Annotated in this window: 20 protein-coding genes and 1 other RNA gene; 2 read left to right on the top strand and 19 right to left on the bottom strand. The window is 47.6% G+C overall.

All coding sequences use genetic code 11. The features are described 5' to 3' along the window. The 3 genes from RTR76_RS14000 to RTR76_RS13990 all read right to left on the bottom strand — a co-directional run. The coding region (locus RTR76_RS14000; RefSeq protein ID WP_312521694.1) for a hypothetical protein at positions 1-225 on the bottom strand (225 nt) is incomplete at its 3' end. 70 nt (positions 226-295) lie between these two features. Beyond that, positions 296-639: a transfer-messenger RNA gene (gene ssrA, locus RTR76_RS13995) on the bottom strand. A 109-nt stretch (positions 640-748) separates the two neighbouring features. Further along, positions 749-2,380, bottom strand: a complete 1,632-nt coding sequence (locus tag RTR76_RS13990; protein ID WP_312521692.1) for an L-lactate permease — start codon at positions 2,378-2,380, stop codon at positions 749-751. A 148-nt stretch (positions 2,381-2,528) separates the two neighbouring features. On the opposite strand from RTR76_RS13990, the gene RTR76_RS13985 reads away from it, so the two are divergent. Then, entirely contained in the window at positions 2,529-3,428 is a 900-nt protein-coding gene (locus RTR76_RS13985) for a DMT family transporter (protein ID WP_312521690.1), read from the top strand. Here RTR76_RS13985 and smpB read toward each other — a convergent pair. Both smpB and RTR76_RS13975 read right to left on the bottom strand, forming a co-directional pair. Beyond that, positions 3,425-3,898: an SsrA-binding protein SmpB gene (smpB, locus tag RTR76_RS13980; RefSeq protein ID WP_312521689.1), complete on the bottom strand. Its 474-nt coding sequence runs from the start codon at positions 3,896-3,898 to the stop codon at positions 3,425-3,427. The two genes, RTR76_RS13985 and smpB, sit on opposite strands and share 4 nt — an antisense overlap. A gap of 64 nt (positions 3,899-3,962) precedes the next feature. Beyond that, the gene (locus RTR76_RS13975; RefSeq protein ID WP_312521701.1) at positions 3,963-5,165 is read right to left on the bottom strand and encodes a threonine synthase; all 1,203 of its coding nucleotides are present in this window, start codon (positions 5,163-5,165) and stop codon (positions 3,963-3,965) included. A gap of 200 nt (positions 5,166-5,365) precedes the next feature. Between RTR76_RS13975 and RTR76_RS13970 the strand changes: the two genes are divergently transcribed. Beyond that, entirely contained in the window at positions 5,366-5,746 is a 381-nt protein-coding gene (locus tag RTR76_RS13970; protein ID WP_312521687.1) for a RidA family protein, read from the top strand. 82 nt (positions 5,747-5,828) lie between these two features. Here RTR76_RS13970 and RTR76_RS13965 read toward each other — a convergent pair whose 3' ends face one another. The 14 genes from RTR76_RS13965 to RTR76_RS13900 form a co-directional block, all read right to left on the bottom strand. Then, positions 5,829-7,232 carry an FMN-binding glutamate synthase family protein gene (locus RTR76_RS13965; RefSeq protein ID WP_312521685.1) on the bottom strand — a complete coding sequence of 468 codons (1,404 nt, stop codon included), beginning with the start codon at positions 7,230-7,232 and terminating at the stop codon, positions 5,829-5,831. A gap of 61 nt (positions 7,233-7,293) precedes the next feature. Then, the gene (gene rnr / locus RTR76_RS13960) at positions 7,294-9,624 is read right to left on the bottom strand and encodes a ribonuclease R (RefSeq protein ID WP_312521683.1); all 2,331 of its coding nucleotides are present in this window, start codon (positions 9,622-9,624) and stop codon (positions 7,294-7,296) included. A gap of 5 nt (positions 9,625-9,629) precedes the next feature. After that, on the bottom strand, positions 9,630-10,025 hold the full coding sequence (locus RTR76_RS13955; RefSeq protein ID WP_312521681.1) for a PaaI family thioesterase: 396 nt from the start codon (positions 10,023-10,025) through the stop codon (positions 9,630-9,632). Positions 10,026-10,059: 34 nt separating this feature from the next. Further along, positions 10,060-10,794 (bottom strand): alpha/beta fold hydrolase, encoded by a 735-nt coding sequence (locus RTR76_RS13950; protein ID WP_312521679.1) that lies wholly within the window; start codon positions 10,792-10,794, stop codon positions 10,060-10,062. Between the two features lie 549 nt (positions 10,795-11,343). Continuing rightward, positions 11,344-13,347, bottom strand: a complete 2,004-nt coding sequence (locus tag RTR76_RS13945) for a sodium-translocating pyrophosphatase (protein WP_312521677.1) — start codon at positions 13,345-13,347, stop codon at positions 11,344-11,346. Positions 13,348-13,417: 70 nt separating this feature from the next. Further along, positions 13,418-13,651 carry a preprotein translocase subunit SecG gene (secG, locus tag RTR76_RS13940; RefSeq protein WP_312521675.1) on the bottom strand — a complete coding sequence of 78 codons (234 nt, stop codon included), beginning with the start codon at positions 13,649-13,651 and terminating at the stop codon, positions 13,418-13,420. Positions 13,652-13,827: 176 nt separating this feature from the next. Next, positions 13,828-14,457, bottom strand: a complete 630-nt coding sequence (locus RTR76_RS13935; protein WP_312521674.1) for a molecular chaperone — start codon at positions 14,455-14,457, stop codon at positions 13,828-13,830. A 21-nt stretch (positions 14,458-14,478) separates the two neighbouring features. Next, positions 14,479-15,321, bottom strand: a complete 843-nt coding sequence (locus RTR76_RS13930) for a DmsC/YnfH family molybdoenzyme membrane anchor subunit (protein WP_312521672.1) — start codon at positions 15,319-15,321, stop codon at positions 14,479-14,481. Between the two features lie 16 nt (positions 15,322-15,337). After that, positions 15,338-15,919: a DMSO/selenate family reductase complex B subunit gene (locus RTR76_RS13925; protein WP_312521670.1), complete on the bottom strand. Its 582-nt coding sequence runs from the start codon at positions 15,917-15,919 to the stop codon at positions 15,338-15,340. 20 nt (positions 15,920-15,939) lie between these two features. Next, on the bottom strand, positions 15,940-18,324 hold the full coding sequence (locus tag RTR76_RS13920) for a DMSO/selenate family reductase complex A subunit (protein WP_312521668.1): 2,385 nt from the start codon (positions 18,322-18,324) through the stop codon (positions 15,940-15,942). A 17-nt stretch (positions 18,325-18,341) separates the two neighbouring features. After that, positions 18,342-20,720 (bottom strand): DMSO/selenate family reductase complex A subunit, encoded by a 2,379-nt coding sequence (locus tag RTR76_RS13915; RefSeq protein ID WP_312521667.1) that lies wholly within the window; start codon positions 20,718-20,720, stop codon positions 18,342-18,344. Positions 20,721-20,862: 142 nt separating this feature from the next. Continuing rightward, positions 20,863-22,845 (bottom strand): TonB-dependent copper receptor, encoded by a 1,983-nt coding sequence (locus tag RTR76_RS13910; protein WP_312521665.1) that lies wholly within the window; start codon positions 22,843-22,845, stop codon positions 20,863-20,865. After that, positions 22,842-23,342 (bottom strand): hypothetical protein, encoded by a 501-nt coding sequence (locus tag RTR76_RS13905; protein WP_312521663.1) that lies wholly within the window; start codon positions 23,340-23,342, stop codon positions 22,842-22,844. The genes RTR76_RS13910 and RTR76_RS13905 overlap by 4 nt, the downstream gene beginning before the upstream one ends. Before the next feature lie 314 nt (positions 23,343-23,656). Then, positions 23,657-24,664, bottom strand: a complete 1,008-nt coding sequence (locus RTR76_RS13900) for an ABC transporter substrate-binding protein (protein WP_312521661.1) — start codon at positions 24,662-24,664, stop codon at positions 23,657-23,659. Positions 24,665-24,673 lie beyond the last annotated feature (9 nt).

The following is a 24,673-nucleotide window of genomic DNA, read 5'->3' as shown; positions in this document are numbered from 1 at the left end:
TAATGGTATTTTTACAATTGCTAACATAGTTCTTCGTTCCTGCTTCATAATTGCATGGTAGGACTTTAAGCCATCATCAGGAGTATTGTGCCTAATTTTATTTGCGTGAATGCCAGTACAGCTGCGGCTGCAGAAAAAATAATCTCTTCCTTCTTTTTGCTGTCGCCGCACTTCTTTGTCTGCTTTTTCAAATTCGACTCCACACAAATGACAAGTCACCTTCATAAAGCAAAACCTCCACCTAATATAGATAGATCTTACATCTATTATATACCGGGTGGAGGGGAGATTCAATTGGTGGAGGCGAGGAGAATCGAACTCCTGTCCAAAGGCGTTGCTACATAAGTCTCTCCGAGCGCAGTCAGTGCTTTAAATTTCGCCCCGTTGACGCCCCCTGACAGGCTTCTCTGGCGCTATCTCGATAAAGTTTTCCAGTCGGCCCTCCGAGAATTGGGCTTCAGGTATCCCGCTAAATGACGTTCTATCCCAGGCCACGGGCGAGCGTGGGCAGAACGTTAGCTATGCAGCTAAAGCGTAATCTTCGTTTGCGTTTACAATTTTCCACCGTATCAACGGGCAGATGGAACCCCGGCTCGCTACCTATGCCACACCCACCCCTGTCGAAACCAGTACGCCCCCATGGTTATGGAGCATTTGGCAGTATGACTCTAGTGCACTGTTTAGTATATACTAATACAGTTAAAAAGTCAATAATAACGAAAAAACGGCTCTTAGTAGAGCCGCTCTTCTATGGAACTAGACCAGGAAATACAAAGGCATACATCCACACCATAAGTCCGAGGAAAATGACATATGGAATTGTATATTTAATGGTTTTGCGCATAATCAGGCCTTCTTTACCTAACAATCCTACGGCAGTTGCGGCAATGACAATACTCTGTGGTGAGATCATTTTCCCGGCCGTACTTCCGGCGTTACCTGCCGCAGCCATGAGGATATCAGATAAGCCAAGTCCTTGGGCAGTTATTTTCTGCAGGTTACCGAACAAAGCATTCGAGGAGGTATTGCTGCCTGTTAGGAAAACGCCGATTGTGCCAAATACGGGGCTTAGGAAAGGATATACATAGGCATTCACCATGCTGACCAGACTCTTAGCCATAACAGCAACCATGGAGGGCAATGCTGCGCCGGTGGAGCTGACCCATATGGCCGCCTTCGTCTTAGGATCGATAATAGGCAATGCCAGATTCATCACTTCTGAGATAGAGAGAATACACGCTACTGCAATAAAGGAGGGAATCATCTGGGTGAAGGTCTTACCAAATTGCTCTTTCACTACTGCAAAACGTATGCCCATAAAGCGGAAAGCAATCAGTCCGGCAATCAGCATAATAGTACCGGGACTTTGCAGCCAGGTAAAGGCATAGAGTTTGCCTGGATTATAGATATCTGCCCGGATAAGCAGGAACTCTGAACCTACTGTCCTTCCGGCAAAAAATGCTTTTGTAGACGGCAGATTAACTGCGATAATCAATACCGCCAGTAAAATATAGGGCAGCCAGGATAAGAACAACTCGCGGAAATTAATCCGCCCGATTCTGGATTGCTGCCGCTTTTTCTCTCCAGGGAAAAGCCATACCGGCTCGATTTTGCGATAGTTGAGATAACCGGCAACGGCCGTCAGGCAAACAAGGGATGAAAGCACATCTACCAGCGTTGCACCCAAATAATTGGCGGTAAAAAACTGCATAACGGAAAAACTCAAGCCTGTTACTAAAATCAGCGGAATGACTCCCTTTACGCCGCGAGTGCCCGACATAGCATACACAGTGGCAAATGCCATAATAAAGGCTAACACCGGCATTATGCGGCCCGTCATTTGAGAAAGCTTCATCCAATCCAGCTGAGTGGTAAGAGCAAGCGTATCTGTAGGTATGCCTAGCGATCCAAAAGGCACTGGCCCTGTGTTGGCTACCAAACAAACCAGCGCGGCCATCATGGGATCATAGCCTAAGCCAACCAAGATACTTGCCGGAATCGCTACCGGTGCGCCAAAACCGCAAATACCTTCCAGAAAAGCACTGAAACCAAAGCCGATCAATAAAGCCTGCGCCCGACGGTCAGTTGTAAGAGACCCCATGGCTCCTTGCATTTTGTTCATCCAGCCTGTCACTTTTAAAACATTATAGACAACTAAGGCACCAAAAGGAATGTACATGATAGGAAAAATACCGGTTACTGCGCCTTGCAAAGCCGCCAGCAAAGTTACTCCCACCGGAAAACCAAAATAAAAAATAGCAAGTAAGACCGTAACCAACCACGCAATGGGAGCTACCTTTACTGCCGGCTTCATCAGCAGCGGCAGCCCGATTAACAGAACAAACAAAGGTATCGAGGCAATCAGAGCATCCAAATCCATCTCCTCCTTCTCCTCTTACATATATATTATGACAGCGAAAGAATATCCATCATTCCTATGGAGAGATAAGAATAAAAGGTTACGCCTTCCTTTCTCACTGCATTTACTATATGATAAAGCTATTGTATATAATTGGAGGAATGCTGTCATGATTCCACATCACAAGGGAACGCTGCTAGCCTTAGCATCTGCTGCCGGTTTTGCAACTCTGCCGATTTTTATAAAATTTTCTTACGCTGCCGGAGCCAATACCCTTACTATTCTGACGACCCGGTTCATTCTGGCCAGTATCTTCCTTTGGCTGATCCTATATTTGCGAAACATAAATGCCTCTGTCAATAAAAAAATCGGCATTCAATTGGTCCTCCTGGGTGTAGTTGGCTATGGAGCGATGTCTGCTACCTTTGCGGCTTCCATTCAATACTTGCCAGCCTCTCTGAGTTCTATGCTCCTCTATTTATATCCGGCCATCGTCAGTCTGCTTGCCATTGTGCTGGGTGATGACCAGCTCAACTGGCGGAAATTCGCTTCTCTCTCTATCTGTTTCTCTGGTTTGTTTTTCATTCTCGGCGTTTCCTTTACCGGCGTAAGTACGGTTGGGGTTATCTGCGGAATTACTTCGGCAATTATTTATTCACTATACATTCTTGCAGGAAATCGGTTAATGAAAACGGTTGATTCCCTTGTTGCCACCACGTATGTATGTACGGCAGCAGCAATAACATTCATCCTCATATCTCTATTAACCGGTGAGTTCATCTTTACCCTGCCTGCAAGCGGCTGGTTAACGCTATTAGCTATGTCAATTTTCTCGACAATCGTCGGTATCCTTGGTGTTTTTGCCGCCTTGCCCTATATCGGCCCCTCCAATGCTGCGATTATCAGTTGTGCTGAGCCCGTTCTAACCGTATGTATGTCCATTTCGCTTCTGGGCGAAAAAATAACGCCGCCCCAGTTGGGCGGCGGTCTGTTAATTCTAGCTGGCATTTTATTCTTACAGCTCTGGGGAGGCACTAAACAGTCACAGCAGACTACCGGTGCTTCTTAAAAATCCTTTTGTTTATCCCGCATATGGCGGTCAATCTCCCGCTTTGCATCTTTTTCGGCCATATCATTACGCTTATCGTAATTTTTCTTCCCGGTCGTCAGAGCCAGCTCCACTTTCACTTTACCTTTGGAAAAATAGAGTTTAAGTGGCGTTAACGTATAACCCTTTTCCCGGGTTTGGCCAACCAGCTTATTAATCTCATACCGGTGCATCAGCAGCTTACGGGTTCGCAGCGGTTCATGATTGAAGCGATTGCCCTGCTCATAAGGGCTGATGTGCATGTTATGCAGCATCAGCTCACCATTATCGATCCGCGCATAGCTGTCCTTCAGGTTAGCCTTGCCGGCTCTCAATGATTTTACTTCCGTACCGGTCAAAGCAATGCCTGCTTCAAATGTTTCGTGAATATGATAATCATGCCGCGCCTTACGGTTTTCGGCAGCTATTTTTATGCCTGCAGTTTTTTGCATTGCCTGACACCTCTTTTACTAGTGTACACTATATGTTACCTTAAAACTTGGAAACTAGTCAAGCTTACAGCAACACAGGGATATCTTCATCAGGCTGCAGCACCGGTACTTCCACTTTCACCGTATCAGGATATTTCAGTCCCGTACCGGTATTGAGCAGGACTACCTTCTCACCTGGTTTGATCCAGCCGCTTTGGCATAGCTTCTTGGTCGCCGTATAGTTAGCTGCTCCTTCGGGGCAGATAAATAATCCTTCTTCACTAGCCAGTTCAGCAAGATCACGCAGCAACTCTTCATCATCGATCGCAATGGCGCAGCCATCAGTCTCATATAACGCTTCCAGCACCAGGAAATCTCCTAAGGCTTTCGGCACAGTAATACCAAAAGCTACTGTGGAAGCATTGTTCCAGAACTCGGATGCTGCTTTCTTTTCTTCCCAGGCTTTTACGATAGGAGCGCAGCCAGCTGCCTGTACGGCTACCAGACGAGGCATTTTTTCGCCGATCCAGCCAATAGCCTGTAATTCCCTTAAAGCTTTATAAATTCCAATCAGTCCTACACCGCCGCCAGTAGGATAAAGAATCACATCGGGAACTTCCCAGTTCATTTGTTCGGCAATTTCCAGCCCCATCGTCTTTTTACCTTCAATCCGGTAAGGCTCTTTTAGCGTTGATGCATCCATCCAGCCATTTTTAGCTACTGCCCGTCCAACTATTTTACCGGCGTCACTGATTAGTCCATTGACTAAAAACAGTTTTGCTCCGGCAATGGCGCATTCATTGCGGGTAATAGACGGTGCGTCAACAGGCATGACAATATATGCATCAATATCGGCTTTGGCACAGTAAATGCTCCACGAAGCACCCGCATTACCGTTAGTCGGCATAGCAAGGGCCGTAACTCCCAGTTCTTTGGCCCGCGAAACACCAACGGCAGCACCGCGGGATTTGAAGGTGCCGCTGGGAATAATTCCTTCGTCTTTTAAGAATAATTCAATGCCCAGCTTTTTACTTAACTTGTCTAGTGACAATAATGGCGTCATGCCTTCACCGAGAGTCACCTTATTTTGCTCGTCCACTAAAGGCAGCATTTCATGATAACGCCACAAGTCGGGCTTGCGGTATGGTAAATCTTCTTTTTTGAAATTCGCTTTGATTTTTTCTAAGTCATACCGAACCAATAATGGCGCTCCACATTCGGAACACAATTGGGTTAAGTGATGAGGGTTATGCTCTGCTTTACATTTTGGACATTCAAGGTGAGTCATATACACAGGTGATCACTCCATTCACTAAAGGCAGTTTGCCTTCTTTATCCTATTCCTTAGTATTTCTCCGTTTATGGGCTACTTCCTCTTAGATTTTAATTAAAGCTGCTTTGTCGGCCAAAGCGATTGACAACTATGGAATAAACTGGGTACACTAATAGTAGATATTGCTACCAATCAAGTTACAAGGAGCGATGAACATGATTTCAGTTATCAGTACTTCCAATGCACCTGCTGCAATTGGTCCTTACTCGCAGGCAATTAAAATGGGAAACCTGGTCTACACTTCCGGACAGATACCTTTAGATCCTGCAACCGGACAAGTAATCACAGGCACGGCCGAAGTACAGACTCACCAGGTGCTGACTAACCTTAAGGCAGTTCTGGAAGCAGCCGGTACCAACCTTGACAAGGTTATCAAAACAACCGTCTTCATTAAAGATATGAATGATTTTGCTGCTATTAATGCAGTTTATGGCAGTTACTTCACAGCAACCCCGCCAGCCCGTTCCTGCGTGGAAGTGGCCCGTCTGCCAAAAGACGTTCTGGTAGAAATTGAGGCTGTAGCCTACGTAGAATAAAAGAAATCCCCGAATAAATCGGGGATTTCTTTTATTTTCGGAAGGCGATGCCCTCGTGTGAGGACATTGCCTTTTTTTATTTTTATTGGAGAGGTACACTCTCTTGATTTTGAGTTGTACGACCAGGCTGAGTGGAAGGTTGTTTGGAATCAGAACGCCGATGGCTGGCAGCATAACGAATGCCGGCAAATTCCGCTAAATCCCTGTCTACAGCTACCAGATCCTCCCGGGTCAGTTCCTTTACTGCGTGCTTACCCATGGCTTGTACAGCCAGCTTCATCTCAGCCGTACATGATGCGAGGAAGTTCGTTAAATGATGGGCTGCACTGTCAATGTCCAGCTTATCATTCATTTTTCCTTTGTACAGCGCCAGCTGCGAGGGCGGTGCTTGAGGCATGACTTTAGATGCCTGGGTATGCATAGCAGCCAATAAGGCAATTGAGCCAATATAGACGGCATCGGCTCCCAAAGCCATAGCCTTTAAGAAATGGCCCGGAGTGGCAAGCCCGCCAGCAACAATGAGGCTGAATTTCTCACGCAGCCCATTTTCTGTTAAATAGTCTACTGCCCGCACTAAACCGTGCAGCGTCGGCAGTCCCATATCGTCCTGAAGAGTTGGCGGTGAGCCGGCACTTCCGCCTTCCGCACCATCAATTACAATGTAATCTGCCTGCGTTTTGGCAATAATCGCAAGCTCGTATTCAATATAGTCGGTAGCAGCAATCTTCACACCTACCGGCACCTCGAACTGCGCCTTCATTTTATTGACCATATCGATAATATCCTGAGGAGTTTCTTTGCCGGGCATCCGGGAATAAATACTGGCATCCTGACCTTTTTCCAAATGCCAGGCTTTTCTCAAGTGTTTGCCAATTGTATCGCTTTCAATCGTTTCGTCGACAGCCCCGCCCCAGGCCCCTTGCCCAAGCTGAATCTCAATAGCATCCAGCTGTCCCAGCTGCTCGGGACCACTTAACCAGCCGCCGCGATGATACTGACCAATAAGAAATTTGGCAGCCTCCCGCTCTTCATCAGTAACAGCCGATTCACCGGTATTCGTAGATGTACCTGCTGCCGCAGCACCTCTCGCCAGAGCTATTTTCATTTGAAGGCTGAGTGAACCGCCATAGCTCATGCCAGTAATCATGATCGGAATATCCAGTTGAAGAGGCCTTTTGGCTCCCGCTCCGATAACGGTAGACGTATCAACTGATGTGTAGTCGGTACTCGGCAATTCAAATAATTGTTTTGGGTTCAGATACAGCTTAGTCCAGGGAGAAAGTACCACCGGACTGCCCAGGGGACGTGCCAGTTCCATACCGGCTTCGGCCCGCATTGCTGCCTCGATCAGTGCCCGGGGTGATAGTTTTTCCGATACGGTAAGCATAGCCAGGGGATTATCGGAATACTCTTCTGTCATCATTTTGATGGTTGTTTCATCTACCATCGGGTTCATTAACTTCATTAAAGCCCAGCTTAAAAACATACATACACCTCCGTCTTGCTTATGTGTAGTATGAGTAGCCGGGCTTTAAAATACACGCTATTTATTCTTTTTTGGAGGATTTCGGTCTCGCACTGGAGGTTTTCTTCTTTTTCGTCCGGTTACTCTGCTTAGCGGGTTTTGCGGCACTACTTTTACCGGCAGACTTAACGGCGACAGTATTCTTAGCAGCAGAGCGTTTACCGCCAATAGGCTTGCGTGCTGACGGCCTTTTGCTTCCTGCTGCCTGCACTCCCACGTCGGTAACCAGCACAAAATCAATTGTGCGCTCTTCCGGATTTACTTTTGTCAACAGTACACGGGCAGCATCGCCCAAACGGAATACCTTGCCTGTCCGTTCGCCAATTAAGGCGTACTCCTGTTCCACGTAACGATAATAGTCATTATCCATGCTGGATACATGGACAAGGCCTTCAACACCATTCGGCAATTCAACAAATAAACCGAAGGCTGTAACACCATTAATTACGCCGTCAAACTCTTCGCCCACAAACTGAGCCATGTATTCGACTTTTTTCAAGTCGACTGTCTCTCTTTCCGCCTCAGCTGCCGCCCGTTCCCTTTCGGAAGAATGCAGCGCAATTTGCGGTAAAAGCTGCGCTAGTTTTTCACGCCGTTTTGCGGAAATATCGCCACTGGTAAAGGTTTCTCTAACCAGACGATGAACGATAAGGTCCGGGTAACGCCGGATAGGTGAAGTGAAATGCGTGTAATAGCGGGCGGCCAGACCGAAATGTCCCCGGTTTTCCGCTTCATAACGAGCCTGTTTTAACGAGCGCAGCATAACGGTGCTGACAATCCGTTCTTCGGGGCGACCGGCAATGCGCGACAGAATTTGCTGCAGCGCCATCGGCTGAATTTCGTCCACCTTCTGCAGTTGCTGTCCAAAATTATGCAGCAAATGATTCAGCTTCTGCATTTTTTCGGCATCCGGCTCATCGTGGACACGGAAAACAGATGGTACTCCAATATGGTGCATATGCTCGGCAACCGTTTCATTGGCAACAAGCATAAATTCTTCTATTATGGATTCGGCAATAGAACGGACTCGTTTTACCAGTTCCACAGGCTGACCTTGTTCGTCAAGTTTCACTTTTATTTCCGGGAAATCAAAGTCAATTGCCCCACGCCGCAGCCGCCGTTCCTTCAAAATGCGACAAAGCCGCTCCATTTGCTCCAGTTCCGGCACAAGCTCACCATATTGGCTGCGCAGCTCTTCATCATGATCAGCAAGAATTTTTCTAACGATCGTATAGGACAGACGGGTATGAACATGAATGACACTGGGGAATATTTCGTAATTCACTACCTGGCCCTTGTGGTCGATATCCATGTGAGCAGACAACGCCAGACGGTCTACTCCGGCATTTAAACTGCATATGCCATTGGATAACCGCTGGGGCAGCATGGGCAGAACCCGGTCAACGAGGTAAACGCTTGTCCCTCTTTCACGGGCTTCTTTATCGAGCGGAGTGTTTTCCCTCACATAATAGCTGACATCGGCAATATGAACACCTAGCCGGTAACGGCCATTGGGCAGACGCTCGATATGGACGGCATCATCCAGATCCTTGGCATCCTCACCATCGATAGTAACAAGCCGCAGATGACGCAAATCGCGGCGGCCGACCAATTCATTTTCGCTGATTGTTTCAGGGATTTTTTCTGCTTCCCGTTCTACATCGGCATCAAAAGACGTAGGCAAATTGTGACGGGTAATAATAGACAGGATTTCAATTCCCGTATCCCCTTTGTTCCCCAATACCTCTGCAACCTTGCCTTCAGCACTTTTGCGCTTTTCCGGCCATTTAGTAATTTCCACAACAACTTTTGAACCTTTTTTCGCCCCATTAAACTCACTCTTGGGAATAAAAATATCATGACCGATGCGTAAATCATCGGGAATGACAAATCCAAAGTGACGGCTTGATTCAAAAGTCCCTACTACCTTGTTATTGGCTCTCTCGACAATACGGATTACTTCCCCTTCCCGACGACGGCCCGTTCCTCCGGAAGTTAGGCGATGCACCCGGGCTACCACCCGGTCATTATGCATGGCACTCATGGTTGCGTCAGGAGCAATAAAGACATCCCCTTCAACGCTGACATTATCAATAACAAAACCGAATCCTTTGGAAGTTGCCGCATAACGGCCTACAATCAGGTTCATCTTTTCCGGAACGCCATATTTGCCATACCGGGTCTTAATAATGAACGCTTTGGCTTCCAACTCGTCGAGAATAGGCCAAAATTCAGCCAACTCTTTGCCTTTTAGTGCCATTCCTTCAGCCAAATCTTCAGCTGAAATTGGTTTGTAGGCTTCTTCTCTCATAAAGTCCAAGATACGTTCTTTTAGCACATTCGATTTATCCATTTTCATCACTCACCTTGCACCAGTACTACTGTTGCTTTGCCGTCCGCTGTGACAGTACCGTCAGCTAAGCGTATTTCTCCGGCTAACTCGTATAGTTTGCCCCGTTCGCGCGTTATCCATCCTACAACCGTGAGCGGCTGACCGATTGGTGTCGACTGACGATAGCGTACTTCCAATCGCGCGGTTACAGCGTGAAGACCTTTGGTATAAATATACCCGGCCATAATTTCATCAAGCACGGTACTGACAATGCCGCCGTGCACGATCCCATCATAGCTCTGATGCTCCGGTCCGGCCGTGAATTCCGTGATATACTGCTCATTCTCTTCGCGAAATTTTAGTTTTAATCCAATAGGATTATTGGGCCCGCATACAAAACACATACTATTGCGGTCATCCATAGTTTATCCCTCCCATCTCCATTGCCGTAAGATATTACTTTTCTAAAAACTGTTTAAGCTCTTCAAATAATTGCTGCCGTTCCACATCAAGGGTAATAATATGTCCCGACTTCTCCAGCCAGCACAGTTGTTTGTCTACACTCGCAATCCTGTCATAAATATGACTGGCGCTTTCAGGACGTACTGTGTGTTCTATGCGGGACTGGGCAACAAAGGCCGGTACATTCACCAGCGGTAATAATTTATCCACATGCTTGATAAAAGCTAATAAACTTTCCAGGCTTTTCAGCGGTGTATGGTCATAACCCACTGAATACAGGGGATCAATGTCAGCAAAACGCTTGCGCTTTTTGGGTATATAGTTGCGAAATAAACGATAAATAGGCAGCAGTGGCAAGCGGCGTTCATAAAGATAGATGGGGGCACTCAGGGCAGCAACTTTGGCTACCGGATACTCAACTGACAGCTTGAGCGACAATAAGCCACCCATCGATAGTCCGATTACGCTTATTTCCTTGCATAATCCCTTTAAAAGATGATAGCCGTCTTCGACTGCACCATACCAATACGGCCAGGTCGTAGGGTTCATGTCGCGCACATGAGTGCCATGGCCGCACAAGCGCACACCAAGTACCGTATATCCCAAACCATGTAAATATTCGCCAAGCAATTTCATTTCTGCCGGTGATCCTGTGAAGCCATGGACAAGCAGTACTCCCTGCCCGCTGCCTGGCAGCAGAAACGGTTCAGCACCTCTCATAACAGACAATTCTGTTGTCCTCCCGTTAAATAATGGTAATACCCTTCTATTATATCATGTTCAGGAATGGGTATATACTGGCAGTGTCAGAAAATGCAGGAAAACGCCGAATCTATGTATTGTGGTGTTTTCATTATGCTCAGGATGGGCATAAAAGATGTTGACCTTTTCATTTGCACAAACTTGCTTAAAGCTTAACAGGCTGAAGGAAAAAGCACGGGTGCTACTTTTGTCATTGCCACAAAAGTAGCCAAAAAGTCTAGGCCTAATCTTCCAATAGCCTTGGAAACTTGCCGGCTTACTAAAATTCGTAAACTCGCTATCGCTCAAACAGTACGAATTTCTTAACGTAAGCCGGCAAGTTTCCATCCTTCGGACCGGCTATTTCCAGAAGGGCAAAAAAAATGAGAGATATTTACGAAGGAACACGTATCACGGAGGAATTCCTGTCACGGAGACGGTTCCAGTGACACACATTTAAAAAAGGGAACTGTCCCTTTTTTAACACAAAAAGGCCTACAGGTTTAAAACCTGTAGGCCTTATCATTATGCTTAACTCTAGAAGAAGAGCAACGGCGCAATGATGAGTGAAATGGTACCGGCAACTTTGATCAGCGGGTTCATCGCCGGACCGGAGGTATCTTTGAAGGGGTCACCAACGGTATCGCCGATAACGGCAGCAGCATGAGTCGGAGTTCCTTTACCGCCGTATTTTCCGGCTTCAATGTATTTTTTTGCATTATCCCAGGCACCACCGGCATTGGACATGAAGATGGCCAATAGTACACCGGAGGCAGTTACACCGGCTAGGAAACCAGCCAGGGCTTTCGCACCAAGCAGGAAGCCAACTACAAGCGGCGCGCCAACGGCAAAGACGCCGGGCAGCATCATTTCGCGAATAGCCGCTTTTGTGCTGATATCAACACATTTCGCATAATCAGGACGGCCAGTGCCTTCCATTATGCCGGGAATTTCACGGAATTGGCGGCGAACTTCTTCAATCATTTCAAAAGCAGCTTTACCGACAGCTTCCATCGTGAAAGCGCAAACCAGGAAGGGCAGCGTAGCACCCAGGAAGATACCGATAATTACACCAGGTTCGGTCAGATTAACAACTAAATGTCCATCAACCAAAAGTCCGGTAAGCTTTGGATTTTTAGCAATTTCTTCGGCAAAGGCCGTAAAGAGAGCCAGTGCAGTGAGCGCCGCTGAGCCAATAGCAAAGCCTTTGGCAATCGCAGCAGTTGTGTTACCTACGGAGTCCAGCTTGTCAGTCGTTTTACGAACTTCAGGACCAAGCTCAGCCATTTCAGCAATACCACCGGCATTGTCGGCCACAGGACCAAAGGAGTCTACCGCTACTACCATGCCGGCAGTACAGAGCATGCCCATTGCTGCCATCGCAATACCGTAAATACCGGCTTGAGAGAAAGCCAGCCAGGTAGCGGCACAAAAAACGATCATCGGTAATCCGGTACTGCGCAAGCCATTTGCAATACCAGCAATAATATTAGTTGCAGCACCTGTTTGCGAAGCATCTGCAATGTGTTGGCAAGGTGCTTTGTCGTTAGAGGTATAGTATTCTGTCAGCATTCCAATCAATACGTTAACAACCAAGCCGGAAATAATGGCGATAAAGATGCCAAAAGCGTGCTTAGCATCAAAAACAGCGGTTGCTAATAGATAGGAAAGTACGGCTGTTATTATATTAGTAGCCCATAAACCGCGGTTAAGAGCGGCCTGGGGATCACCATCTTCAGAGGTACGGACAAAGAAGGTACTGATAATAGATGCGGCAATACCTGCTGCACCAATCAGCAAGGGGAAGATCGCACCAGTTACACCGAACAGCGTATTACCGATCAGCATAGCAGCAATTGCGGTAGCGCCGTATGATTCAAAAAGGTCAGCACCCATACCGGCAGTATCACCAACATTGTCACCAACGTTATCGGCAATTACTGCAGGGTTACGGGGATCATCCTCGGGAATACCGGCTTCCACTTTACCAACAAGGTCGGCGCCTACGTCAGCAGCTTTCGTGAAAATACCGCCGCCAATACGGGCAAAAAAGGCAATCGCGCTTGCACCGAAGGCAAAGCTGTTAATGACAACAGGATCGCGGAAAATAATGTACAGCGTGGATACGCCTAAAAGACCAAGTCCGGCAACAGACATACCCATAACGGCACCGGCTCTGAAGGATACTCCCAGTGCCTTATTCAGGCTATGACGGGCAGCTTCAGTTGTACGGGCATTTGCTTTGGTAGTTGAAGTCATGCCTATGTAGCCGGCAATAGCCGAGCAAACGGCACCTACTAAAAAGGAACTGGCTAATTTATATCCGTCAACAAAAAATAAAATAACAAAAATACCGACTGTGAACGGAATCAGCGTCTTGTACTGCCTGTTAAGGAATGCCATAGCACCCTCAAAAATAGCCTGAGACAATTCACGCATTCTTTCATTGCCTGGGTCTTCCTTCAACACACTGGACATAAGATAGGCCGCAAATAAAAGCGCCACAATACCTGCTGCAGGCGCTAAGTACAATAATTCCATTATTTCTCTTCCTCCCTTTACCTGTTAGAGCAATTCAGAACGAAAAAGAACCTCAATGTTTTCATTGAGGTTAATGGGTGAGAACACGACCAAGAATCAAGGTTAGTATACCAAATACAATACCCAGAATCATGGTAACACGAGCCAACATCTCGTCAAGGCCTTTTTTCTTGCCACCAAACAGAGTCTCTGCTCCTCCGGCAATCGAGCCTGACATACCGGCACTTTTACCTGACTGCAGTACTACGGATGCAATCAAAGCAATTGCCACAACCGCTTCAAGAATCATAAGCACAGATTTCATTTCGTTCCTTACCCCCCTACCCGCTTGTACCCTACTATTGTAGCACACCGAAAAACACCTTGACAATTGTACTGGGTAGATTTTTACTTAATTAGGCTAATTTTATTGTAGTATTACCAGTAATTAGCATCACTAAACGCTCTGTTTCTTTATTCTGCAGGCGTTTACTGCACATTCTATTCGATATGTACCGCCTCTTTTTCATAATCCAGCCAAAGCATTGTCAATATTGCCAGCTTGCGATAAAACGCTGTCTCGCTGCTGCGGCTGACAGCCCCGCAAAAGGCAGGCACCCACTCGAACATATGGCGCACAAGAAACTCACGATGTCCGTCAATAAATACTCCCGCTTGTTCAGGACTTTCTGCATTGGCAGCTTGCTGGCACAGCCAGCCGGCAAACTCCAGCTCCAAAGCAATATGATCTTCCGGCTCCTGTTCCTGTTTGGCAGCCTTTAAGCCAAAAGAATGATAGAAGGCCCGTACCGCCAGAGTATGTTCGCCAAACAGCAGCCTCTCCCTGGATCGGTGAACGGACTCCCAGGGTGGGGCCAGCAAAGGCCCCGGCCCTATAAACAGCCGGTTGAAATCCTCCCTTAGCTGTGCCTGATAAGCATCGCTCTCGTGAGTATGAGCAGCGATATCAGCTTCCAGCTCTACAGCCACCGGCAAAAGACTTTTTAAATCCTCAAATAGGCATGATAACGGCTGTTCTTCACTAAGAGCTGCCAAAATTTCCTCATCAGGCTCTTTTCTGAACAGACAGGCCAGTGATACATATACATAAGATCTCCATTGCCATTCCACCGTTGTTGTACCCCTCACTTTCTATAGGCGCCCCATCATCGCATGCACGCCGGTAGCATAAAAGAGATACCGGCTGATTAACTCTCCAATAATAACGGCAGTAAGGCCTGAATATAGCCATTTCCCGGCAGCACTGGCGCCTTTCATCGCAACTTTTTCCCATGCTGCAAAAGTAAACCCTCCTGCTCCGGCAACCAATAACAGCTGACTGACAGCAAGCAGCCAGCTATGCTGATAAAGCAGCGCAGCCGTAGCCTGCATAGGAGCAGAGCCGGCAGCAAGAGCAGCCAGATACGGCGCCAGACTAAGCAGCTGCACACCTGCACCAACAGCCCCAACAGTAAAAGGACGGCTATATAAGACTGGTGGAGTATCAGCCTGAACGCGCATGATCACTGCTGAATACGTCAGTGCCCCTAAAGCTGCAGCCGTTCCGAAAAACGTCACATGCGTATAGGCCGTACTCCAGGCATCAATCGCAGTCTGCACATAGATAAAAGACATGCTGATGAGCATCAGAACCCCGACTGCAGTTGCTGCAAAGCCCATCGGCGATTTGAGCTTTGCGCCTTTTTGCACTCTCCAGTACAGCAGCAGCGTCAAGCCAAAAAAGCCGCTGGCGCACCAGATTTCCCGGCTCAGCCATGACGCTCCTACGTGATACAGTGCCCGGTACGCGCCTAAAGGATCACCCAGATGTGTCAAAGAAATCAACAAACTAACAGCCATAGTCCCCACTGCCCAGCGAAGCACTATCAAGTTGGTTCTATTCTCTAATTCCGGCGTGAACTGGCTTATGGCAACGATCCCCACACTGGTTTGAGCCAATAATGTAAATAGAACCAAGGACCATTCTTCACCCATTCTGTTCCTCTCCTTTCTATCCTTCCATCACAGCATCACGATGGGGCGTTATCACAAAAGACGGCTTCGTTTTTGGCTCAGGCATGCCTTTAATCTGCTGCACACCCTGGTATTTCTTCTGCAATTCTTCGACATTACCCGCTTCCAGCACCCGCATGGGGCAGGCACTTACACATACCGGCTGTTCCCCTTTATCGATCAAGTATTTGCACATATCACATTTACCGGTTTTACCGGTTTTAGGGTTATATTGAGGTGCTCCATAAGGACAGCTCATGATACAATACCGGCAGCCGACGCATTTTGTCTGGTCAATAAATACGATCCCGTCCTCCGGACGCTTCTGCATGGCTCCAGTAGGACAATTTTTGACGCACAGCGGCTCCTGGCAATGATTGCAGCTCATAGACAGCCAATAGGCATAAACATTATTGGTAAAACCTTTATCGGTCTTGCTGTAGCCACCGCCGGCAAACTCATGAACCTTGCGGAAACATTGCCCTACATCTAAATCATTTGTATCTTTACAGGCTATTTGGCAGGTAAAACAGCCAATACAGCGGTCTTGCCGAAGATAAAATCCACGTTGTCCCGACATACTCTCTTCTCCCTTCCATATTACGCTCTACCAACCTCTACCAGGTTGGTATGCTGAGGGTTGCCTTTAGCTAGCGGCGTAGGATGATATTTGGTAATGGTGTTAACATTGCCCCGCCTGTCGATTCCCTCACTGTCCGGTGTCCACCAGGCTCCCTGGGGGATGGAAACAACGCCAGGCATGATGCGGGGCGTTATTTTCACAGGCATTACAATCGTACCCCGGTCATTGAAGACTTTGGCAAGATCCCCCTCTTTGAGTCCCCGAGCTAGAGCATCTTCCGTGTTTATCCACATTTGCTGCGGCGCCGCTTCTTCCAGCCAGGCACTATTATCAAAGGTGGAGTGTACGCGCCGTTTGTAATGGTGCCCAATGCATTGCAGCGGATATTTGGCTGTCAGAGCAGCCTCAGGTCCTTCCCATGCGGGAATGTACTTGGGTATGGCAGGAATCTCCTTAGCCTTATTCATCTTCCACAAGCGGGGTGAAAACAATTCAATTTTACCGGAAGGTGTCTTAAAGGGATTAGCTGCCGGATTAGCAATCTGCTTTTCATAAGCAATAAGCGGTTTAGCCGGCGCAGCTTTATAAATCCCCTGTTCGCGAAATTGGTCAAAAGCAGGGAATTTTGCATCCTTTTGTCTCGCAAAATCAACACATTCCCGCAGCCAGTCCTGCTCACTCTTGCCTTCCGTAAACTCGGTACCAAAGCCAAGCCGCTGAGCTAACTCACTAGTAACTTGATAAACGCTTCTGCATTCAAACATCGGCTCAACCAGCTTCTGATGGTATATGGCATAACCGATGCCTGAAGCAAAGGTAATAATGTCTTCCCGTTCAAATTGAGTAGTATCGGGCAGCAGGATATCGGCAAACCGGGCACTTGGTGTCATAAAGACATCATGAACAAGAATAAATTCGCATTTTTCCTCATCCTGCAGAATTTTAGCAGTTCCATTGCAGTCGGAATGCTGGTTAATCAACGTATTAGAGGCATAATTCCAAATCATTTTAATATCGGCAGGCAGCCTTTCGGTACCGAGTACGCCGTCAGCAACTCCCATTTCTTTTCCGCGCAGTATCGCTTCCGGCCATACATAACAGGAGATCGTTGCTTTTACCGGATTGGTTCCGGCTCTCATCCACCCCATCGGGATGCTGTGACCGCCGAGACGAAGTCCCGGTCCACCGCCGCTTATTCCCACATTGCCGGTCATAGCGGCCAAAACAGGCAAGCCCCTGACCGGCTGCTCACCATAGGCGTGACGCTGCCAGCCAAGTCCCTGCAGCAGACAGCAAGGTTTAATGCCCGCAATTTGCCGCGCCAGCCTGATGATCGTCTCCCGGTTTATCCCAGTAATCGCCTCTGCCCAGGAGGGTGTCTTTGCAGTATGATCATTGCTGAGACCAAGCAGATAGCTTTTATATGAGTTGCCCGGTTCAATACCTTCGGGCATATGCGCTTCATCAAAGCCCAGACAGTAGGTATCGAGAAAAGCCTGATCCTGCAGGTTTTCCGTTATCATAACATAGGCCAGAGCATCCAGCAGTGCGTTATCAGTTGTCGGCTTAATAGGTATCCATTCGTCGGCAAGCGCCAGCGCCGTATCACTATAGCGCGGATCAATAACAATGACCTTTGCGCCTTTTTCTTTTGCCTGCTTGATGTAATGGCCGGTATTGGCTCCGCCCATTCTGGTTTCCATGAGATTTTCCGCAAAAAGCACGATGAGTTTGGCATTCACCAGGTCATCAGGACTGTTGCCCTCGGTAGTGCCGTATGTGTAGGGTGTGCTGTAACTGAAACAGGCAGAGCTATAGGTATTGTGATATCCCAGATACCCGCCAAACATATGAAGAAAACGGGCAAGTGCCCCGCCAAATGAGGGAATGAGCCAGGATTGACTGATTTGTCCGTACACACCCGTGCCATAGAGCAAATGAATAGCTTCATTACCATAGGCTTGTTTAATGCGCTGCATTTGGGACGCAATCGTGTCAAGTGCTTCCTCCCAGCTGATACGGACAAATTTGCCTTCACCGCGCTTGCCCACCCGTTTCATTGGATATTTCAATCGGTCAGGGTGGTAAAGCCGCTTGCGCTGGGCCCATCCTTTCAGACAGGCTCTGATTTGCGGAAATTCGGGACTATCTGGAGTATCATCCGTGCTCAGCCTCGTAATCACCCCGTCCTTGATATGGGCTTTTAAAAAGCAGCGGCCGCCGCAGTTATGCGTACAGCTTGTCGGATGAACAGTCTCTCTTGTGAGTGGCGTTTCTGCTTTCGCTGAACCAGTTGTCGTTACAGGCAATGCGGTAAGTCCCATCGCACCCCCGGCTAATGCGCTCATAACGAGAAAGCGCCGCCTGGACAACGGGGCTGACCAAATTCTATCATACGCCATACTTCCTCCTACTCTTTTTAGTTTTTGGCTATCTGCACAAGATTGGTGTGCTGAGGATTACCGAAAGCCAGCGGCGTCGGGTGATATTTGGTGATGGTATTGGTACAGCCCCGCCGGTCAATGCCATTAGCATCCGGCGTCCACCATGCCCCTTGCGGTACCGATACCACGCCGGGCATAATGCGGGAGGTAATTTTGACTGGTATCACCATCACACCCCTGTCATTAAAGACTTTGCATTTATCTCCCGTCTTGAGCCCCCGTTCTACAGCATCTTTCGGGTTAATCCATACTTCCTGGGGACTGACTTCCTCCATCCACGGCACATTATCAAATGTCGAATGTACCCGCCGTTTGTAATGATGGCCAATACACTGAAGCGGATACTTCTCGGCCAGCGGTGCCTCCGGTCCTTCCCAGGCAGGAATATACTTAGGTACGGCTGGAATATGTTCGGGCTTATTCATTGCCCAGAGACGAGGTGAAAAAATTTCAATTTTCCCTGAAGGAGTGGGGAACTTATATTTGTCGGGTTCTTCAATTTGCTTTTGAAAAGCAATCGACGGTTGATCGTATTTCCAGCGGTAAACACCCTGTTCTCGGAATTCTTCCCACGTGGGAAAGCCGGGATTAGCCTGCCTGGTTTTATCCACCAGGTAGCGGAGCCAGTCCTCTTTGCTTTTGCCTTCAGTAAACTTTTCCTTTAGCCCCAGTTTATCTGCCAGTTCACTAATCCAGTCATAACCGTTGCGGCACTCAAAAACGGTATCTACGGCTTTATTCATGTACAGCAGATAATCCCCCCATCCCCAGGGGCTTACAATATCATCCCGTTCCATAAAGTTATCGGAGGGCAGTAAAATATCGGCAAACTTCGCACTGGCAGTCATAAAGTGCTCACTTACCACGATGCACTCCACCTGGCTTTCATCTGCGAGCAGCTTAGCAGTGCCGTTGCAGTCGGAATGCTGATTAATCAGACAGTTGCCTGCCAGGTTATAAATCATTTTTATATTAGAGGATAATTTCGGCACACCTCGCACGCCATCGGCAGCTCCCATTTCCTTGCCGCGCCGTATCGCGTCAGGCCAAATAAAACAAGATATAGATGCTTTGCAGGGATTAGACGAAGGAATCGAACCAACAACCTGATCCCTGGCCTTATACCCAGTACCTGAGGCCCAGCCGCCTTTTACTCCCACATTGCCCGTCATAGCGGCCAATACCGTTCCGCCTCTGACCACCTGTTCCCCATAGGCATGGCGCTGCGGCCCATATCCCTGAATGAGGGCACCCGGACGCAGTTGGGCATATTCGCGTGCCAGGCGGATAATGGTATCCCGGGGAACACCGGTAATTGCTTCTGCCCACTCCGGCGTTTTTGCCGTTCCATCACCGCCCTGGCCTAAGACATGGCTTTTATAGGACTGGCCTGCCGGTATGCCCGGCGGCATATGCTCTTCATCAAAGCCCAGGCAGTATGTATCAAGATACGTCTGATCATGGAGCTTCTCTGTAATCATCACGTAAGCCATTGCATCAAGCAAAGCATTATCGGTTGTCGGTTTTATGGGAATCCACTCATCAGCCAGCGCTATGGCAGTACTTGAATAAATCGGATCAATAACGACAATTTTGGCACCGGCTTCTTTCGCCTGTTTCAGATAAAAGGCAGTATTGGTGCCATGTACCGTTTCAGCCGGATTAAAGCCAAGCAAAATAATCATTTTTGAATTAACCCAATCCTCCCGGCTATTACCGGTGGCTACCGTACCATAGGTATAGGGCGTTGCCGCTTGCGTACAGGCCGTACTGTACGTTCCGTAATAGCCAAGATAGCCGCCGTAGAGTCCGAGCAGCCGGCCCATCCAGACCCGTTCGGCAACCTTACCGGCAATGCCTGATGCATAATGCAGAAAAATTGCTTCCGGGCCATATTGGGTCATGATGCGCTGCGTATGCTCAGCCATGATAGTAATCGCTTCATCCCAGGTAATGCGGACAAACTTGCCTTCCCCCCGTTTGCCCACACGTTTCATCGGGTATTTCAAACGATCGGTATGATACAACCGGTTGCGGTATGACCGGCAGCGCAGACAGCCGCGCAGCTGCGGCGCAGCTTCCGAGTCGGTTATATTATCATCAGTGGTAATCCGAACAATCACGCCATCTTTGACGTGTGCCTTGATTTGGCAGCGGCCGCCGCAGTTATGTGATCCGGCAGTCAAGACGACTTTCTCATTTTTTTGTATTGTCGCCCCGGCAGTAACCGGTTCAAAGGAATTTGCCGCCTCTGCCCAGTGAAGCAGACTGGAACTTCCGGCCACTGCCGCACTCCAGGCCAGAAAGCGCCGCCTTGTCAGTGAAAACGGTCCCTTAATCTCCTTTTCAGACACCAATCATCCCACCCCTTCGATCGTCGGTATTACATCTTATAAAAGCTTTATCACCAATATACCTCACTGTCTTAGCAAAAAAGAGTCTTACGGAATATTCTACAAATATCCGTAAGACCCCTTTACTGAACACTCGGCTGTATTAGAAGTTATAGCTGGTTTTCACCCAAATAGTACGTCCCGGTTCATTAAGCCTGACGGAGGCAGGAATTCCATCAACAGCTTTACCCTCACGGCTGACAAACTCAGCGTAGTTTTTATTAAACAAATTGTCTACACCTGCAGCAATAACTATATTTCGTGAAGGACGGTAAGCTCCATTCATTGAAAGAATGCCGAAACCGCTGCTCCGTCCAATATCTAGCCCCACTTCGCTGCCACTGCCTATATCGTAACGGGTTTGCGCCTGCACACCACGCCATAGAAGGCCGACTTCCAGCTTGTCTCTATTGTATTTCAGACCAATGGTTGCTTCAAGCGGCGGAATTTGTGCCAAAGGCTTACTGCCCGTTTCATTGGTACCGCGAACATAAGCAAGTGTGGCTGTAGCTGTCCAATGATCCGCCAGGCGATAAGCCGCATCCGCTTCGCCGCCAAACAGGGTAGCATCAATATTATTCGCTGATGAAGCTCCTGTAAGCAGGATAAAGTCCTTAATATCAGCATAAAACACCGATAAACTTGCATGGAATTTTCCGGCATTATATAAAATTCCTGTATCGAGCTGGGTATTTTTTTCCGGTTTCAGAAAGAAAGTGCTGTTGTTTGCGCCTTTGGTTCTCTCCCAATAGTCGGCAGGACGCTGTGCATGGCCAAGGCCGATGTAACTGGTGAGGGGATTGTTGGCATAATCATGCTCGTACCGTAGGAAAGCTCCGTAAGTATGATCTTTATCCTCAGCCGTCACCGATGTCAGCTTTTTCACTTCCAGGCTGTCTGCTCTGATTCCGGCCATCAGCCGATTATGACTATCCAGGGTGCGTTTCGCATCGCCAAACAGGCCATAATTTGTAAAAGTTAAATCACGATTTCTCTTCAGCGATTTGTACTCTGTCCCCATTCCTCTTTTGGTATGCTCATTTTTCTGATAATCAAAGCCGACATTTGCTTCCGTAGCTGTGCTAAGTGAGAGCTTAGCTGCCAGCCGACCACCGGTTGTCGTGCGGTCAACATTACTCACCATAGGCCCCATCATTCCAGGATTACGGAAAGTAAAATTATCCATTACGTGATCGACATAGTTATGATATGCCTTAAATTCTAAATTGCTGACAAGTGTTGAAAGATGCTTCTTTTCATATTTAAAGCTATAATTTCTTTGATCAAACTGGGGCCCATCCATACCGCGGCTGCCATAGGCCGCTTCCGCCGTACTGCTATCAACAGCAAACTCGTACAAAGTATTCGCATCAGGTGTTACGCCGACGATGCCACTCAAGCTTTGACGGGTGTAAAAGGAATGTATTTTGTTCCCTGCACCATCTTCGTAATTGTCGGCATGAGACCGGGTCTTGATAATCCGTACATACCCTGAGGTATCTCCGGCTGTTACATCAAGCAATTCATCATTGCGCCCGGCACTGCCAACCAGAACACTGCTGTTTACCCGTACATCCGCTTTGTCAAAAGGGGCTGTTTCCCGCTCGAACAGAACTGTACCGGCCACATTGCCACCGCCATAGCGAACGCTCTCGGGACCTTTTAGTACAATTATTTTACTAAACGCTTCCGGGAAAGCATAAGAGGTAGTCGGATCCATCCGGCTTGGGCAGCCGCCTAGCTGAGCTGTTCCATCAAGCAAAACGTTAAGCCGTGTACCGCCAAGGCCGCGAAGCAGGGGATCACTGCCGGTACCACCCTGACGTACAACAGAAAAGCCAGGGATATTCTTTAAATATCCACCTCCATCTGCTGCCGGCACAGGCTGACGCGGTGCTTTGGGATCGGTCTCAATCACCAGTGGCTGCGCCATGCGGTGAGAAGTTACGACTATTTCCTCCAGTGTAAAGACCGGTTCCTTTTCCTCTGCCCGCTCTGCAGCAGCCAGGGCAAATGGCGAACTAGCCAGTATCGCTGAAGATAAAACAAGTATGCCTGCTACAACGTGCTTATGCGCTTTTCTCACTTATATACCGCCGCCTTACCGCTAACGGATTGACTGACAAACGAACCTGTAAAGGCTGAAATGTTGTCAACCGTATTCGTTTTATTCCCAATTGCAACTGTAAGCTGACCATCCTTGATTGCAAAGCTGTAGAGGCTGCAGCAATCCAGTGTCTTTCTGTCGATTTGTAAAATAATAGTTTCACTTTGCGGAAAATTAGCAGTAACAAATTGACGGTCAAACTTTAATTGTACTTCAGTAGGTCCCTCTTTACTATTCACGGGGATAGTAATATGCGCTTCAACCCCATTCGGACTGAATAGCTCATGAAATTTCAAGGTACCACTTGCCGGTTCAGTAAAGAAAGTGTAAGTTACAGGGGTTGCCGTTCTATCGCTAGTTAAATTAAATTGACTGACTAACTGGGCAGCTGGAGTTGCATTCGTAATAGGAATAATTATCAACAACAGCAATGCAGCTACGAATAAGCAGTATCTTGTTACCACCTTTTTCTTCATTCAAAATCAAACCTCCCGCTTTCAATATTTGTTTAAACCACCTATACAAATCCTTCATTGTCACCTCCAGACATCAACGATAACGCCTCCAGAAAATTCAAAAAGACCAGACTTATCCTGCGAGGTAAATCAGGCCTTTAACTTTTTGTTAACCAGCCATATTGATAATCATATTCAATTACATTTCTATTATAAACCGGTATCCCTTCTTGTCTACTATCCTAAAGTACTATTTAAGATTAACTAAGAGAAAAGGCCAGATGAAAATTTAGCTGAAACGCTACTATCATCTGACCTTTATATTTTAAGAGAGACTATTTAACTGAGTCCTGTACATTTTCTAATTTAATGAAGCTATTTTTATGCAACGCATCAACATCTACAGCAGCACCTAACATGCCTACCTGCTGCAATTGTTTTGCCGTAATCCCGAAGGCATCATAAGCACCTTTGACGGAAGGAATATAATTATAGGTTTTTAAAACTTGCGCATTAAATTCGACATTACCGGCAACCCATTTTTTCTCAACTTGAATCTTGGCTGTTTCATCCTGATTTTTCTGAATCCAGGCACTTGCCTGCTGCATAGCGCGGGTATACTTCGCTGCAATTTCCGGATGCTCTTTTGCTAAGTTATCACTTACATATGCAGAGCAGCAGTATTGGTCTTTATAAGGAGCAGTAGCAGCTGAATCAGCAAGAGTGGTCAAGCCATATTCCTTTTGGGCCACCGCTGCCGTTGGATCATTCATAGCGATAGCGTCAATAGACCCGTTTTTCAGTGCAAGCGGAAGATCGCTGGCATTAAATACGGCAAATTCAACTTCCATATTTTTTTCACTGATCCCGACACCAGCATCAGCCAAGGCCCGTTTCGTAAAAATAATCGGACTGCTGGTCATACTGGGCACACCAATTCGTTTGCCCTTTAAGTCTGTCAGACTGTGAATGCCCGAATCACTAGGAACAAGCAGCTTGTCGCAACCGGTATGCAATCCGCTGGTTACTTTGATTGGCAGTCCGTTGGAAAGTGGCTGAATCAGGCTGGCCAACAGGCCAAAGCTGGCGTCAATTTTTCCTGCCGTAATGGCCTCAAAATTAGTTCCCGGCGCGAGCTTGATTAAATCAACTTTTAACCCTTCCTTCTCAAAAAAACCTTTTTCCAGCGCCATATGCACAGGAGCTTCACATAAACTACCGGTATATCCAATCTTTAATACGAGATCCTCAACCTTCGTTACCGGCTTTTGCCCGCAGGCCGTCAATACCAGCGAAGTTATTACCGTCAAGGCAACAGCGGCCATTTTCTTCTTAACATTCATTTGCTTCTC

The sequence above is a fragment of the Anaerospora sp. genome, assembly GCF_032013335.1.
Classification (GTDB): domain Bacteria; phylum Bacillota; class Negativicutes; order Sporomusales; family DSM-15969; genus Anaerospora.
This window is presented reverse-complemented; position numbering and strand designations above follow the sequence as displayed.